Source organism: Corallococcus caeni, from assembly GCF_036245865.1.
Taxonomy (GTDB): Bacteria; Myxococcota; Myxococcia; order Myxococcales; family Myxococcaceae; genus Corallococcus; species Corallococcus caeni.
The window spans coordinates 51,097-65,795 of the sequence record NZ_BTTW01000011.1 but is presented as its reverse complement, the minus strand read 5'-3'; the positions used below and the strand labels follow the sequence as shown (position 1 = coordinate 65,795).

The 14,699-nt window shown below is 69.2% G+C and carries 16 protein-coding genes; 2 read left to right on the top strand and 14 right to left on the bottom strand.

The genetic code is table 11. From position 1 onward, the window contains the following. Positions 1 to 30: 30 nt before the first annotated feature. Positions 31 to 1,215 carry an isoaspartyl peptidase/L-asparaginase family protein gene (locus AABA78_RS34520; protein WP_338269739.1) on the bottom strand — a complete coding sequence of 395 codons (1,185 nt, stop codon included), beginning with the start codon at positions 1,213 to 1,215 and terminating at the stop codon, positions 31 to 33. Between the two features lie 229 nt (positions 1,216 to 1,444). Between AABA78_RS34520 and AABA78_RS34515 the strand changes: the two genes are divergently transcribed. Further along, positions 1,445 to 2,110: a type 1 glutamine amidotransferase domain-containing protein gene (locus AABA78_RS34515; protein ID WP_338269738.1), complete on the top strand. Its 666-nt coding sequence runs from the start codon at positions 1,445 to 1,447 to the stop codon at positions 2,108 to 2,110. 19 nt (positions 2,111 to 2,129) lie between these two features. Here AABA78_RS34515 and sufT read toward each other — a convergent pair whose 3' ends face one another. Genes sufT through AABA78_RS34480 form a run of 7 tightly spaced genes read right to left on the bottom strand, consistent with a single transcriptional unit; the run spans position 2,130 to position 8,391 of the window. Beyond that, on the bottom strand, positions 2,130 to 2,681 hold the full coding sequence (sufT, locus tag AABA78_RS34510) for a putative Fe-S cluster assembly protein SufT (RefSeq protein ID WP_338269737.1): 552 nt from the start codon (positions 2,679 to 2,681) through the stop codon (positions 2,130 to 2,132). Positions 2,682 to 2,690: 9 nt separating this feature from the next. Then, on the bottom strand, positions 2,691 to 3,143 hold the full coding sequence (sufU, locus tag AABA78_RS34505; protein WP_338269736.1) for a Fe-S cluster assembly sulfur transfer protein SufU: 453 nt from the start codon (positions 3,141 to 3,143) through the stop codon (positions 2,691 to 2,693). Then, positions 3,140 to 4,369, bottom strand: coding sequence for a SufS family cysteine desulfurase (locus tag AABA78_RS34500; RefSeq protein WP_338269735.1), 1,230 nt, complete (start codon positions 4,367 to 4,369; stop codon positions 3,140 to 3,142). Before AABA78_RS34500 ends, sufU begins: the two co-directional genes overlap by 4 nt. Beyond that, entirely contained in the window at positions 4,366 to 5,676 is a 1,311-nt protein-coding gene (gene sufD / locus AABA78_RS34495) for a Fe-S cluster assembly protein SufD (protein ID WP_338269734.1), read from the bottom strand. The genes AABA78_RS34500 and sufD overlap by 4 nt, the downstream gene beginning before the upstream one ends. Next, positions 5,673 to 6,458: a Fe-S cluster assembly ATPase SufC gene (gene sufC / locus AABA78_RS34490; protein WP_338269733.1), complete on the bottom strand. Its 786-nt coding sequence runs from the start codon at positions 6,456 to 6,458 to the stop codon at positions 5,673 to 5,675. The genes sufD and sufC overlap by 4 nt, the downstream gene beginning before the upstream one ends. Beyond that, on the bottom strand, positions 6,458 to 7,897 hold the full coding sequence (gene sufB, locus AABA78_RS34485) for a Fe-S cluster assembly protein SufB (protein WP_338269732.1): 1,440 nt from the start codon (positions 7,895 to 7,897) through the stop codon (positions 6,458 to 6,460). Before sufB ends, sufC begins: the two co-directional genes overlap by 1 nt. Further along, positions 7,894 to 8,391 (bottom strand): SUF system Fe-S cluster assembly regulator, encoded by a 498-nt coding sequence (locus tag AABA78_RS34480; protein ID WP_338269731.1) that lies wholly within the window; start codon positions 8,389 to 8,391, stop codon positions 7,894 to 7,896. The genes sufB and AABA78_RS34480 overlap by 4 nt, the downstream gene beginning before the upstream one ends. 158 nt (positions 8,392 to 8,549) lie before the next feature. On the opposite strand from AABA78_RS34480, the gene AABA78_RS34475 reads away from it, so the two are divergent. Continuing rightward, positions 8,550 to 9,749 carry an ABC transporter substrate-binding protein gene (locus AABA78_RS34475; RefSeq protein WP_338269730.1) on the top strand — a complete coding sequence of 400 codons (1,200 nt, stop codon included), beginning with the start codon at positions 8,550 to 8,552 and terminating at the stop codon, positions 9,747 to 9,749. A gap of 34 nt (positions 9,750 to 9,783) precedes the next feature. Here AABA78_RS34475 and AABA78_RS34470 read toward each other — a convergent pair whose 3' ends face one another. From AABA78_RS34470 to AABA78_RS34445, 6 genes are read right to left on the bottom strand one after another with little or no spacing between them, the layout of a single operon-like run. After that, positions 9,784 to 9,969, bottom strand: coding sequence for a hypothetical protein (locus AABA78_RS34470; RefSeq protein WP_253895178.1), 186 nt, complete (start codon positions 9,967 to 9,969; stop codon positions 9,784 to 9,786). Then, on the bottom strand, positions 9,962 to 10,234 hold the full coding sequence (locus AABA78_RS34465; RefSeq protein ID WP_338269729.1) for a hypothetical protein: 273 nt from the start codon (positions 10,232 to 10,234) through the stop codon (positions 9,962 to 9,964). The genes AABA78_RS34470 and AABA78_RS34465 overlap by 8 nt, the downstream gene beginning before the upstream one ends. 23 nt (positions 10,235 to 10,257) lie before the next feature. After that, positions 10,258 to 11,121, bottom strand: a complete 864-nt coding sequence (locus AABA78_RS34460; protein ID WP_338269728.1) for a hypothetical protein — start codon at positions 11,119 to 11,121, stop codon at positions 10,258 to 10,260. Further along, positions 11,115 to 12,194, bottom strand: coding sequence for a hypothetical protein (locus tag AABA78_RS34455; RefSeq protein WP_338269727.1), 1,080 nt, complete (start codon positions 12,192 to 12,194; stop codon positions 11,115 to 11,117). Before AABA78_RS34455 ends, AABA78_RS34460 begins: the two co-directional genes overlap by 7 nt. Next, the gene (locus AABA78_RS34450) at positions 12,191 to 13,729 is read right to left on the bottom strand and encodes a hypothetical protein (protein WP_338269726.1); all 1,539 of its coding nucleotides are present in this window, start codon (positions 13,727 to 13,729) and stop codon (positions 12,191 to 12,193) included. The genes AABA78_RS34455 and AABA78_RS34450 overlap by 4 nt, the downstream gene beginning before the upstream one ends. After that, positions 13,726 to 14,496 carry a TadE/TadG family type IV pilus assembly protein gene (locus tag AABA78_RS34445; RefSeq protein WP_338269725.1) on the bottom strand — a complete coding sequence of 257 codons (771 nt, stop codon included), beginning with the start codon at positions 14,494 to 14,496 and terminating at the stop codon, positions 13,726 to 13,728. The genes AABA78_RS34450 and AABA78_RS34445 overlap by 4 nt, the downstream gene beginning before the upstream one ends. Positions 14,497 to 14,699: the final 203 nt, after the last annotated feature.

The following is a 14,699-nucleotide window of genomic DNA, read 5'->3' as shown; positions in this document are numbered from 1 at the left end:
TGATGCGCGGAGCGGGGCCCGGCCGCCTGCCTAGGGTTGCTGGAAGATGGCGACGGTGGGCGTGCCGTCCTCGCCGATGTAGCCGCGGTACATGCCGCTGGAGTTGAAGGGCATGGCCACGTGGCCCTGGCGGTCCATGGCGATGACGCCGCCCTCGCCGCCGGCCTTCACCAGCACGTCGTTGATGACGTAGCTGGCGGCCTCCGGGAGCGGCAGGTCCTGGTACTCGACGCGGGCGCAGATGTCGCGCGCCACGGTGTAGCGGATGAAGAACTCGCCGTGTCCCGTGGCGGAGACGGCGCAGCGCTCATCCGCGTAGGTGCCCGCGCCGATGATGGGCGAGTCCCCCACCCGGCCGAAGCGCTTGTTGGTCATGCCGCCCGTGGACGTGCCCGCCGCGAGGTCGCCGTGTTGATCCAACGCCACCGCGCCCACCGTGCCGAACTTGTGGTCCCCCGTGATGGGGTCCACGCCCGGCGTCAGCGACGAGCCGGGCTGCGGCTGGGGTTGGGCCGGTGCCGCGGGCTGTCCAGGTGTCTCCGGTGCCGTGGGTGGCTGCACCTGCGTCGGCGGCGCCTCCTTCGCGCGCTCCTGCTCCAGCGCGCGCTGGAGGCCCTGCCAGCGCTCCTCCGTGTAGAAGTACTTCGCGTCCACCAGGGGCATGCCCTGCGATTGCGCGAAGGCCTCCGCCCCGTCGCCCACCATCATCACGTGCGGCGACTTCTCCATCACCAGCCGCGCCAGGTCGATGGGGTTCTGGATGTGGCGCACGCCGGCCACCGCGCCGGCCATGCGCGTCTTGCCGTCCATCACCGCCGCGTCCAGCTCGTTCACGCCGTCGTGGTTGAACACCGCGCCCTTGCCGGCGTTGAAGTACGGCGAGTCCTCCAGCACGTGGATGGCCGCCGTCACCGCGTCCAGGCTCCGGCCTCCCTTCGCCAGCACCGCGTGCCCCGCCTGGAGCGCCTGCGTGAGCACGGCGCGCATCGCGGCCTCGCGCTCCGGGCTGAGGTTCTCGCGCGAAATCACGCCCGCGCCGCCGTGGATGACCAAGCCCCACTTCGGCTTCACGCGCGGCGGTTCATCCGTGCGCAGGGCCGCCTCGTCACGCGCGGCGCCCACCTGCGAGGACGTGGCGCAGCCCATGGGGGCCAGCAGCAGCGCCGTGCCCGCGAGCAGGCTCCGGTGCATCCGGGGAGAGAACGTGGGGGACATGCCGTGCGCCTCCAGAAAGGAACCCTTGTCGTAGAGCCGTTCCCCCGGGGGCGTCCAGGACCGCCGCATGCCGCGCCGCACCAGCCCCCAGAGGCATTCCACCCAGCGACACCGCGAGCGCCCGCCTGCCCGCCTGCCCGCCGCTTCCCCTCCCCGCAGGGCATGTCCACCGTGCAGGTTTGGGTTGTAGGGCAGCGCCAGACATCGGGACATCAGGGAGGACAGGGCAATGAAGAAGCTGAAGGGGATGCGGGTGGCCGTGCTGGCGGCGGATGGCTTCGAGCAGGTGGAGCTGACGCGGCCGGTGAAGCGCCTGGAGAAAGAGGGCGCGCGCGTCACCATCGTCTCCCTCCACAAGGGCCGCATCCGGGGCATGAACCTGCTGGTGCCCGGCCGCAAGGTGCGCGTGGATGCCACGCTGCGCGAGGTGAAGGCCGCGGACTTCGACGCGCTGCTCTTGCCCGGCGGCTTCATGAACCCGGACTTCCTCCGGCAGAGCGCCCTGGCGCTGGACTTCGTGAAGGACGCGGACCTGCTGGACCTGCCCATCGCGGTCATCTGTCACGGGCCGTGGCTGCTCGCGTCGGCGGGGCTGCTGGAAGGCCGCCACGTGACGTCCTGGCCGGGCATCCGCAACGACCTGGAGAACGCGGGCGCGCACTGGACGGATGAGCCCGTCGTGCGCGACGGCAACTGGGTGTCCAGCCGGGGGCCGCACGACCTGCTCGCCTTCGAGCACGCGATGGTGGAGCTCCTCGCGGAGCGCATGTCGCCCGCCATCACCCGCCGCTCCACCGCGGAGGCCGCGCCGCGCTGGCCCCGGTGGCTCGCGGGGGGACTCGCCGCCGCGGCCACGCTGGGCCTGGTCGCGCGCGGCCGAAAGGCCCTGGCCTAGCAGGCAGGGCCCGGGGACTTCACATCCAACCCAGCTGGAGCCGCGCGACGTCCGTCATGCGGCTCTGGTCCCACTGGGGCTCCCAGACGAGCTCCACGTGGGCCTCCTTCACGCCGGGCAGCGCGGACACCTTGGAGCGCACGTCCTCCACCAGCACCTGCCCCATGCCGCAGCCGGGCGCGGTGAGCGTCATCTCGATGTCCACGCGCTGGCCGCCTTCCTCCAGCGGCGTGGCCTTGCACGTGTACACCAGGCCCAGCTCCACGATGTTCACCGGGATCTCCGGGTCGTAGACCGTGCGCAGCTGCTCCCAGACCTGCTCCTCGTGGAACTCCCCGGGGGTGATCTCCGCGTCGGGCGTCTTCGCCTTGGCGGCGTACTCCTCGCCCAGCGCGTCCGCGTTCTTCTCGTCGATGCGGAACAGCTGGCCGTACGGGTCCTGCACCGTGACGTTGCCGCCCAGCGTCTGCACCACCGTCAACTCCGAGCCCGCCGGCAGCAACACCTTGTCCCCGCTGGGGATGAGCATCGCGTCCACGTCGCGCTCGATGACTGTCATCGCGCCTCGCATGTCCCCTCCCTACTCCGTCGACACCGAGGTGGAGCGGCCATCCAGCGCCGCGTGCAGCGTGTGCCACGCCAGGCTCGCGCACTTCACCCGGGCCGGGAACTCGCTCACGCCGGACAGCACCGCGAGCTTGCCCAGCGACTCCACGTCCACCTTGTCCGGCCCTTCGGTCACCAGTGTGTGCACGCGCTCGAAGAGGGCCTCGGCCTCCTCGCGCGTCTTGTCCTTCACCGCGCCCGTCATCAGCGACGCGGACGCCTTGGAGATGGCACAGCCCTGGCCCTGGAAGCCGATGTCGCGGATGACGCCGTCCTCCAGCTTGAGCGTCACGGAGAGCTGGTCGCCGCACAGCGGGTTGTAGCCCTCCGCCGCGCAGGTGGCACCCTCCACCACCCGGAAGTTGCGCGGGCGCTTGGAGTGCTCCAGCACCACCTCCTGGTACAGGTCCTTGAGGTCGGAGCTCACGCGAACACCTCCTTCACCTTGTGCAGGCCCTTCACCAGCGCGTCCACGTCCTCGCGCGTGTTGTAGAGCGCCAGCGACGCCCGCGCCGTGGCCGCCACCCCGAAGCGCTGCATCAGCGGCTGGGCGCAGTGGTGCCCGGTGCGGATGCAGATGCCCTCCTGGTCCAGGATGGTGCCCACGTCGTGCGGGTGGACGTCCTCCAGCGTGAAGGACAGCACGCCCGTCTTGCGCGGCGCCGTGCCCACCAGCTTGAGGCCCGGCACCGATTGGAGCGCGTCCGTCGCGTACGCGAGCAGCCACTGGTCGTGCTGGGACACGTTCTCCATGCCCAGGGCCTCCAGGTAGCGGATGGCCGCGGCCAGCCCCACCGCGCCCGCCATGTCCGGCGTGCCCGCCTCGAAGCGGTGCGGCACGCGGTTGTAGACGGTCTTCTCCATCGTCACGGAGAGGATCATGTCCCCGCCGCCCTGGTACGGCGGCAGCGACTCCAGCATGGACAGCTTCCCGTACAGCACGCCGATGCCCGTGGGCCCGAAGAGCTTGTGCCCGCTGAAGGCGTAGAAGTCACAGCCCAGGTCCTGCACGTCCACCGGGAAATGCGTCACCGACTGCGCCCCGTCCACCAGCACCGGGATGTTCTTCGCGTGCGCCTTCGCCACCAGTTCCTTGATGGGGTTCACGGAGCCCAGCGCGTTGGACACGTGGGTGATGGCCAGCAGGCGCGTCTTCTCCGTGAGCAGCGCGTCCACGGCGTCCATGCGCAGCTCGCCGCGGTCATCCACCGGAATCACGCGCAGCTTCGCGCCCGCCGCGTCGCACACCATCTGCCAGGGCACGATGTTGGAGTGGTGCTCCATGGCGGAGATGAGCACCTCGTCGCCCGGGCCCACGTGCTTGCGGCCGTAGGTGGCGGCCACCAGGTTGATGGCCTCCGTGGTGCCGCGCACGAAGATGACCTCGCGCACGTCCTTGGCGTGGATGAAGCGGCGCACCGTCTCGCGCGCGTCCTCGAAGGCCTGCGTGGCGCGCTCGGAGAGGATGTGCACGCCGCGGTGCACGTTGGCGTTGTCGTGCGTGTAGAAGCGCGTCAGCGCGTCCAGCATCGCCTGCGGCTTCTGCCCCGTGGCGGCGCTGTCCAGGTACACCAGCGGCCGGCCCCGCACCTCCTGCCGCAGGATGGGGAAGTCCGCGCGCACCCGCGCGAGGTCGAATCCAGGCCCGCTCATCCCATCACCTCCGCCGAACCCGGCAGCTTTCCCGCGAGCAGCTCCTCCACGCGCGCGCGCACCGGACCCTCCGGCACCGCGCGCACCAGCTCGCTCGCGAACGCCTGCGTCAGCATCCGCTCCGCCTCCACCTTCGGGATGCCGCGCGAGCGCAGGTAGAACAGCGCGTTGTCATCCAGCCGGCCCACCGCCGTGCCGTGGGCGCACTTCACGTCGTCCGCGAAGATTTCGAGCTGCGGCCGGGCGTCCACCTGCGCGCCCTCGGAGAGCAGCAGGTTGCGGCTCGTCTGGCTCGCGTCCGTCTTCTGCGCGTCCTCGCGCACGCGGATCTTCCCGTGGAAGGTGCCGCGCGCGCGGTCATCCAGCACGCCCTTGTAGAGCTCTCGGCTGGAGCAGTGCGGCACCGCGTGGTCCAGGTCCGTGCGGTTGTCCAGGTGCTGCGTGCCCCGGCCCACGAACAGGCCGTTGAGCACGCACTCGCCACCCTCGCCCGCGAAGGCCGCGTGCACTTCGTTGCGCGCCAGCAGCCCGCCGAACGAGAACGCGTGCGACTGGAAGCGGCTGTCGCGCCCCTGCCGCGAGTACAGCCCGCCCAGGTGCACCGCGGTGTCACCCTCCGCCTGGAGCTTGAAGTGGCGCAGGCTGGCGTTGTCGCCCAGCGACACCTCCGTCACGGCGTTGGTGAACGTCGCCCCCGTGCCCAGCCCCGCGTACGTCTCCACCAGCGTGGCCTCGCTGCCCTCGCCCGCCACCACGACGATGCGCGGACTGGCCAGCACCGGCCCGTCGCCGCCGCGCGCGAGGAACAGCAACTGCACCGGCACCTCGCTCAGGGCCCGGGGGGCGAGCGTGAGCAGCGCGCCCTCCTCCAGCAGCGCCGCGTTGAGCGACGTGAAGGCATGCGCGGACGGCCGGGAGAGCTGGCCCAGCGTCTCCTGCAACAGCGCGCCGTCTTCACGCAGCGCCTGCGACAGCGGCTTGAGCACCACGCCGCGCGGCAGGCCGGTGAGCACCGACAGCGCCGGCACGAAGCTGCCGTCCACGAACACGAGCCGCGGGCCGGGCAGCGCGTGCCGCGCCACCGCCTGGGCCACGTCCTCGCCCGCGGACACGTCCCGCGCGGGCTGGAAGGGATGCGACGACAGCGTGGCGACGGGCGTGTACTTCCACTCCTCGTCCTTGGACGTGGGCAGACCACGCGCCTGGAACTGGCTCAGGCCCTGCTCACGAAACGCCTGGAGCCACGCGGGCGCATCGCCGCGCGCCTGGAAGGCCCGGGCCACCTCCGCGTAGTGGGACGCGCTCATGGCCGGGCCTCCTTCGCCTTGCCGGCGGCCGCGCCCTCCCCGATCCAGCCGTAGCCCTTCTCCTCCAGCTCCAGCGCCAGCTCGCGCCCACCCGAGCGCACGATGCGGCCCGCCGACATCACGTGCACGTGGTCCGGCACGATGTAGTCCAAGAGCCGCTGGTAGTGCGTAATCACGACCATGGCGCGGTCCTTCGCGCGCAGCGCGTTCACGCCGCCCGCGACGATGCGCAGGGCGTCGATGTCCAGGCCCGAGTCCGTCTCGTCCAGCAGCGCCAGCCGGGGCTGGAGCACCGCCATCTGGAAGATCTCGTTGCGCTTCTTCTCTCCGCCGGAGAAGCCCTCGTTCACGGAGCGGTTCATGAACGCCGCGTCCAGCTGCACGAGCTTCGCCTTCTCCTTGGCCAGCTGGAGGAAGTCCATCGCGTCCAGCTCCTCCTCGCCCTTCGCGCGGCGCTGCGCGTTGAGCGCCGTGCGCAGGAAGTGCAGGTTGCCCACGCCCGGAATCTCCACCGGGTACTGGAACCCCAGGAACACGCCCGCCTTCGCGCGCTCCTCCGGCGGCGTGCCCAGCAGGTCCTTGCCGTCGAAGCGCACGGAGCCCTTCGTCACCTCGTACGTCTCACGCCCCGCCAGCACGCCCGCGAGCGTGCTCTTGCCGGAGCCGTTGGGCCCCATGATGGCGTGCACCTCGCCGGCGGCGACTTCCAGATTGATGCCCTTGAGGATGTCCTTGCCGCCCACGCGGGCGTGCAGGTCCTGGATGCTCAGTAGCGACGCCATCACCCCACGCTCCCTTCCAGACTCACGCCCAGGAGCTTCTGCGCCTCCACGGCGAACTCCATGGGCAGTTCCTTGAAGACCTGACGGCAGAAGCCGTTCACGATCATCGACACCGCGTCCTCCTGCGAGATGCCGCGCTGCCGGCAGTAGAAGAGCTGGTCCTCGCCAATCTTCGACGTGGACGCCTCGTGCTCCACCTGCGCGGTCGCGTTCTTCACCTCGATGTACGGCAGCGTGTGGGCGCCGCACTCGTCGCCCAGGAGCAGCGAATCGCACTGCGTGTAGTTGCGTGCGTTCGCCGCGCTCTTGAGCACCTTCACCTGCCCCCGGTACGTGTTCTGTCCGCGGCCCGCGGAGATGCCCTTGGACACGATGGTGGACCGGGTGTTCTTCCCGATGTGGATCATCTTCGTGCCCGTGTCCGCCTGCTGCCGGTGGTTGGTGAGCGCCACCGAGTAGAACTCGCCCACCGAGTCATCCCCCTTGAGGATGACGCTGGGGTACTTCCAGGTGATGGCCGAGCCCGTCTCCACCTGCGTCCAGGAAATCTTGGCGCGCTGGTGCGCGATGCCGCGCTTGGTGACGAAGTTGTAGATGCCGCCCTTGCCTTCCGCGTCCCCCGGGTACCAGTTCTGCACCGTGCTGTACTTGATGGACGCGCCGTCCAGCGCCACCAACTCCACCACCGCCGCGTGCAGCTGGTTGGTGTCGCGCATGGGCGCGGTGCAGCCCTCCAGGTAGCTCACGGAGGCGCCCTCATCCGCGATGAGCAGCGTGCGCTCGAACTGGCCCGTGTCCGCCGCGTTGATGCGGAAGTACGTGGACAGCTCCATGGGGCACTTCACGCCCTTGGGCACGTAGCAGAACGAACCGTCGCTGAAGACCGCGGAGTTGAGCGCCGCGAAGAAGTTGTCGGAGAAGGGCACCACCGTGCCCAGGTAGCGCTCCACCAGCTCCGGGTGCTCGCGCACGGCCTCGGAGAACGAGCAGAAGATGACGCCCGCCTTGTAGAGCTTCTCCCGGAACGTGGTGGCCACCGACACGGAGTCGAAGACGGCGTCCACCGCGACGTTCTGCAGGCGCTTCTGCTCCTCCAGCGGGATGCCCAGCTTCTCGTAGGTGCGGAGGATTTCGGGGTCCACCTCCGACAGGCTGTCCTTCTTCGGCTTCTGCTTCGGCGCCGAGTAGTAGCGGATGGCCTGGTAGTCGATGGGGTGGTACTTCACCGCCTGCCACGTCGGCTCCTTCAGCGTGAGCCAGTGGCGGTACGCCTTCAGGCGCCACTCCAGCATGAAGGCCGGCTCGTTCTTCTTCGCGGACAGCACGCGGATGACGTCCTCGTCCAGGCCGGGGGGCAGCGTGTCCGCCTCCACCTGGGTGACGAAGCCCGCCTGGTAGCCCTTGCGCGTCAGCTCCTGGATGGTTTCGGTGCTGCTCATGAACGGACTCCCGTGGCGGAAGCAGGAAGGGGCGCGGACGCCGGCAGGCCCAGGCCCACCAGCCGCTCCGGCATGCGGGGCGCGGGCGCGCGCAGGTCCGCGAGCGTCAGCTTCCCCAGCGCCTCCTGGATGGCTTGGTTGATGAGGCGCCAGTGGCCCCGCACCTGGCAGACGGCCTCCAGCTCACAGGGCCCCGCGGGCTTGCCGGCGTGCTGGCCACACTCCGTGAGGGACACCGGCCCCTCCAGCGCGGACACCAGCTCCGCCAGCGAGATGGCCTCCGCCGGACGCGACAGGCCGTAGCCGCCGTTCGCCCCCCGGTGTGACACCACCAGCCCCGCCTGCAACAGGCCCTTGAGGACCTTGCTCGCGGAGGGAAGGGCGACATGCGTGCGCGCCGCCAGCTCTCGCGTGGTGCGGGTTTCCCCGTCCGCGCGCGCCAGCTCGGTCATCAGCACGATGCCGTAGTCGGTCATCTTGCTCATCCGGAGCATGTGGGGGGTATCTCCTCAGGGCTGTCCGCGGGCCCCATGCCCGCGACGGCCTCTTATGTAATGTGGACCTGTCCAGTCCACATTCAAATCCGGGGGCGACGGGTTAGGGTGGAGCCGTCCGCTTTCCGAGCCTGTCTCCCCCTCGAGGAGCCCTACCGATGCGCCGTCCCCTCCCCCTCCTGCTCACCGCGCTGGCCCTGGCCCTGGTGGGTTGTGAGAAGAAGTCCGCCCCGGCCCCCGCGCCCTCGCCCACCACGCAGGGTGGCAGCGCCACGGCCGCCCCGCCGGGGCCTCCGCCGGAAGGCACCATCCTCATTGGCGAGGTGGGCAGCCTCACCGGCTCCGAGGCCACCTTCGGCATCTCCGCGCGCAACGGCATCGACCTGGCGCTCCAGGAGGCCAACGCGGCGGGCGGCGTGCGCGGCCAGAAGCTGGTGGTGCGCGTCTACGACAGCCAGGGCCGTCCGGAGGAAGGCGCCCAGGCGGCCACGCGGCTCATCGCGCAGGACAAGGTGGTGGCGCTGCTGGGTGAGGCCGCGTCGTCCGTGTCCATGGCCATGGCGGACAAGGCGCAGGCGGGCAAGGTGCCCATGATTACGCCCACCTCCACCAGCCCGGAGGTGACGAAGAAGGGCGACTACATCTTCCGCGTCTGCTTCATCGACCCGTTCCAGGGCCTGGTGATGGCGAAGTTCGCGCGGGAGAACCTCAAGCTCAACAAGGTGGCGGTGCTCACCGACAACAAGAGCGCCTTCTCCGTGGGCCTGGCGGACGTCTTCAACCAGAAGTTCAAGGAGTTCGGCGGCACCATCGTCGGCAACGAGAGCTACTCCAAGGGCGACACGGACTTCCGCGCGCAGCTCACGTCCATCAAGAACATGAAGCCGGAGGCGGTGTTCGTCCCGGGCTACTACACGGACGTGGGCATCATCGCGCGGCAGGCGCGCGAGGTGGGCCTGCGCGTGCCGCTCCTGGGCGGTGACGGCTGGGACTCCGACAAGCTGTACGAGCTGGGCGGCTCCGCGCTGGAGGGCAGCTACTTCTCCAACCACTACTCGCCGGACAACCCGGACCCCGTCGTCCAGAACTTCCTCAAGAAGTACAAGGCCGCCTACGGCAGCGTGCCGGACAGCGTGGCGGTGCTGGCGTACGACGCCGGGCGCCTGCTGGTGGATGCGATGAAGCGCGCGCCGGATACGTCCGGCCCAGCGCTGCGCGACGCCATCGCGGCCACGAAGGACTTCCCGGGCGTGGCGGGCACCATCAACCTGGACGCCAACCGCGACGCGGTGAAGCAGGCCGTGGTGATGAAGGTGGAGGGCGGCAAGGCGGTGTTCGTCACCACCGTGAAGCCTTAAGCGCTCCACCCGTCCCGGCCGCCCGTCCCCGACGTCAGGGGATGGGCGACTGGATGATGTAGTAGATGGACTGGAAGTAGGTGTTGAGGGCCCGCAGCAGCTGGATGAGGAACGGCCAGCTCAGCACGGTGAAGCCGAAGAACGCCGCCGTGATGACGCCGTACTCCGACATGGCCTGCCCGCGCTGGAGGGCCTGCTTCAGACGCCTGCGCTTACTCACCGGGCGCCTCCATCGTCGGCGTGTCATCACCGCCGCCCTTCTTGCCGTTGCGGCACTGGTTCACGCACTTGTCCTTCGCCTGGCCGGCGACCTTGGTGCAGTAGGGCTGCGCGTTCTTCGCGCGCTCCTTGCACACCTTCTCGAACTTCACCTTGTCCTCCGCGCAGCGGCGCTCGCAGCTGGCGGCGGCCAGGACCGGCGTGCTCCACAGCAGCGCGCCCACACCCAGGGACAGGACCAGGACCTGCTTCTTGAAACGGCTCATCGTTCGCTCTCCACGCGCGCGACTCATGGCGCGCCCTGGGCCCGCATCAGCGACAGGTGGAACTCCACGTCGCGCTGCGCGGAAGGTTGCCGCAAGGTGGCCTGTCCGCGCAGGCCCGTGCGCGTCAGGGTCAGCTCGGTTTCCTGGAAGCCCGCCTGGCGGGCCTCGGACACGCTCCATCCCTGGTCGCGCAGGAGGGCCGCGTAGGCCTGCTCGGCGTCGGGGAGCGCGGTGTCGGGCAGCCGGCCCGTCACGGTGACGTTCGTGGCGCCCTCCATCTTGAGGGACAGGGACGCCGCGTCCTGCAGGCCCCTGGGCACCGGCACGCCCGCGGGGATGCGGCTCCCGGCGCGCTCCAGGTAGTTGCGCATGCGCGCGGAGGAGACGAAGACGATGGTCTCATCGCCCTGGCGCAGCGTGGACATCAGCCGGACCTCGTCGTCCTTCGGGACCCAGTAGCCCACGTAGCCCGCGTTGTCGTTGAAGCGCAGGCCCACCACGGGCAGGCCCTCGTCCAGGAGGAACTTGCGGTAGTGGTTCAGCACCACATCCGACGAGTCCTTCGTGGCGAACCACGACACCGCGATGGGCGTGCCCGGCCCCAGGTAGTCCGCGGCCAGCGCCTCCGGACGTCCGCCGTTGGGATAGGGCGGGAAGTACGACAGCGTGCGCGCCAGGATGGCCTCGTCCTGCTTCGAGCGCCCCGAGCCGCGCGGCGTCTCCTGGTCCAGTTCGTCCGCGGCGGCCTCCGCCCGCTCCAGCTCCGTGCGGGTGCCGCCGTAGCGCGCCTCCTCCCAGCCCATCCCGATGAGCGTGCCCGCCACCGCCACCGACACCAGCACCGCGGCGGTGCGGAAGGCGGGGTGCGTGGCCAGCGACTTCAGCACGACTCCGCGTCCTTGCAGCCCATGTACCAGTCACCGCGCTGGCCGTGCTTGTACGTGTTCTGGTTCTTGTCCTGGTCCCAGTCACGCCACTCCTGGTTGAAGTAGCGGGTGCTGCCCTCCTGGTCCACCGTGTTGGCCGGGGTCTGCATGTTGGCCAGGTGCGGGTGGATGGAGATGTACGGGTCCGAGGGCGAGTCCTCGAACATGTAGAGCATGGTGCCGTCCAGCAGGTCCTCCGTGATCTTCTGCCGGAAGTCCATCATCTGGCTGCGCATGAGGTTGTACGCGGTGACGTTCGTGTACGTGTTCTTCATGCGGTCGTACATCTCACCGCTGGAGTCGGAGGGGGAGATGTCCGCGTCCTGGGTGAGCGCCCAGGTGTCGGTGAGGATGCTCATGGTCTGCTTCTTGAGGAAGTAGGCGTTGCCGTTCTCGCCGCCGACGCCCGCCTGGGCGTTGTCGTGGACCTTCGCCACGCCTTCCTTCTTCCAATTCTCCTTGCTCAGCTTCTCCTTGCTGAACTCCGGCAGGAACTGTTCGGGCAACAGGTAGTTCTCCACCACGGCGCGGGCCTCGCAGACGATGTAGCCGCCGTTGGTGAACTCGTCCTGGTAGTCGTCCGCCAGACTGCCCAGCTTCGCGGCGCCCGTCTCTGGCGCGGTGCACGTCACCTGCTGGGCATCGTCGTTCATCCAGCAGACGTGGGCGACGAGCGCCGTGTGGTGGTCCGTGTCCTCGCAGTCCGCGTAGTTGCTGCCGGACATGACGTCCGGCCGGTCGATGCCGGACTCGTGGTCGCAGTACGTGAGGCGGGCGTTGTGCTGCACGTTGGAGTTGCCGCCCTGGGGGCCCGTACCGCCGCCGCCGCCCGGCTTGAGCCCCTTCGTGTAGTCCTGCGTGGTGAAGTCCCAGATGGTCGTCACCGCGGCCTCCTGGTTGTCCAGCGAGTAGCGCAGGAGGTCGTCCAGGAAGAGCGCGTACATGAAGATGGGGATGAGCGCGATCATGGAGAGCGCCATCTCCACGGAGGCGGCGCCCCGGCGCGCGCGGCGGGACGAAGTGAAGGGGCTCATAGGGCCAGGTCCTTGGCGCCCGCCAGCGTGGCGGCGTCCGAGTTGCCCGCGCGGTTGAGCACCTGCGAGGCCTCCTGCGCGCTGAACGGGTGCAGCTTCACGCGCCAGTAGGGGTTGAAGAGGCCCGGGGCCTCCTTCCAGCCGTTGGGGCCCAGGCGGTGGTAGTAGACGAGCGCCTTGCTGAGCGCCGCGCCCTCGCCGGGCGCGAGCCGCAGCTGCCCGTCGCCCTGGGCGCCGTGCGTGAGCGTGAAGGAGCCGGAGTCGTTGAGCTCCCAGGGCGCCTTCTTGGCGTCACCCACGAAGAACTGCTTGGTGACGTAGCTGTAGACGCGCGGCTGGCCCCAGTCGCGGTCCGGGTCGTCGCTGGCGCGGAACTTCATGAAGCAGTTGCCGCTGGCCGAGCAGCCCATCAGGTCCTTGGTGTTGATGCCCTTGAACATGTCGTGCTGGCCGGAGTGGGCACCGGAGGGCTCGTGGCTGCCGCCGTTCTCGCTGCTCTCCACCAGGGCCTTGTACGTGCCCACGCCGAAGCCGTGGCGCCACTGCGAGATGAGGGTGCCGTGCTCGTCCGCGACGACGACCTTGCCCTCGTTGCCGGTGACCTGGCCGGGGCCGTGGATGTTGCTCTTGGTCTGGGCCACCTTGGCCGTGCCCTGGTGCCCCACGATCATGTGGGTGCCTTCCTGGGGGATGTCCTTGAGCAGGTCCTTGATGAAGTCGCTTTTGTAGTAGGTGGGCAGCCCGTTCATGATGACGGGCAGGCTGCGGTTGGCCGCCCAGCCAGGACGGGACGCGTTGGAGATCTCCGTCATCACCTGCGCGCGGGCCTTGTTGCTGGAGTTGCCGGCGCGCGTGCAGTTCATCCCGTCCACCGCGCAGTCGAACTCATCCGCGTTCATCCCGCCCACGCTGGAGTTCAGCTCGCTGGCGCCGGGGACGTTCTTCTCCGTCAGCTGGGACAGGTCCGCGGACTGGCCGTCGCGCAGCGCGTTCTTGGCGGCCCGGTGGACCGTCTGCTGGGAGGTGTGGATCTGGTTCGCCATGCGATCCAGTTCCTGGATGACCTTGTTGAAGGCGGACTCGACGCCCTGGACCTTCTGGTCGTACTCGCTGGCCTTGGAGCTGTAGTCCATGGCGATCATCACCGCTTCCAGCGCGTCGAAGCAGTGCTGGAAGTTGTACGGCGGGCACTGCGCCACCTCCAGGGCGGCGATGATGAAGAAGCTCATCTGCCCGGCGCGCATCATGTCGCCGGTGGCGCTGGCCGCGGCCATGTAGCCGTGCGCGGACGTCATGCCCACGTAGGTGGACGCGATGGCCCGGTTGCTGGCCGCGTAGTAGTTGAACGCTCTCGCCTCCACGACGCCCATGGAGTACGCGAGCGCGTCGCTGTGCTGCTGCAGGCTCATCTTCTCCCGCAGGGCGTGGCTCAGGTTGAAGCTCAGCGTCGTCATCAGCGCGAGCAAGAGGAACGACAGGCACGCGAGCACCAGGGCCTGGCCCCGCTGACGCCTTGGCCGGGAGGCGGACCTCACGGTTCGAACGGGAAGATGCATTCGTTCTCCTCCGGAAGTTCCTTCTGGGTGAGGTAGAGGTTGGAGTGCATCCGCATGATGTACGTGGCGCGGATGGGCAGGATGTAGAGCTTGTTGTCCGCGGCGGAGTCGTACTTGGACATCTTCTTGACGATGAACTCGTCCCGGTCCGAGTCCTTGCCCAGCCGCAGCACGTACGGCAGGTCGCGGCCGCGCGCGATGTTGTAGATGACGACGTCCGCGAACGGGATGGGCAGGCGGTAGTTGAACGTCACCTGCACGCTCAGCTTGGTGCGCAGGCTGTCCGCCCAGCCGCCTTCACCGGAGGCGACCTTCGGATCATCGAAGTCCATCTCCTTGTTGGAGTGGGAGCCGGAGCCCAGGTCCCCCTTCAGGGGGTTGCAGATGGTGACCTCCGCGAACTTCAGGCCGGAGGCGTCGCTCATCTTGTTCTTGCCGATGTCGCCGGACTCGAACTTGGACTTGAAGTCGCTGCCGCTGGTGATGGGCGTGATGATCTCCGCGCCCCCGCTGGCGGCCGTGCTCACCATGGGCAGCAGCACCGCCAGGGCGGCCTTCTCCATGGTGGGGATGTCCGCGTTGTGGATGGAGCCGGCGCGCACGGCCTTGTAGGCCGCGTACTTCGTGAGGAGCCGGGCCTGGTGCATCAGCCCCAGCTGGAGGATGCCCAGCAGCATGAACACGAACAGGGGCAAGACGATGGCCGTCTCCACCGCCACCTGGCCTGATTCGCCGCCGCGCCTCATGCTTCGCCCCTGTACTGAAAATACCCCAAGGTGGGAGCCTTCCCGACCCATTGTGCCGCTACCTTAACGCCAGGAGACGGCCTGGCGGGAATCCGCCAAGTGGCCGGGACCGCGGGCCTGGCCACCGTGCTTGCGGACATTATCGGGAGCTCCTGGCTCCGGGGTGCTTGACGCTGTGCGCCGCCCGTGGTTGGCACGGCCAT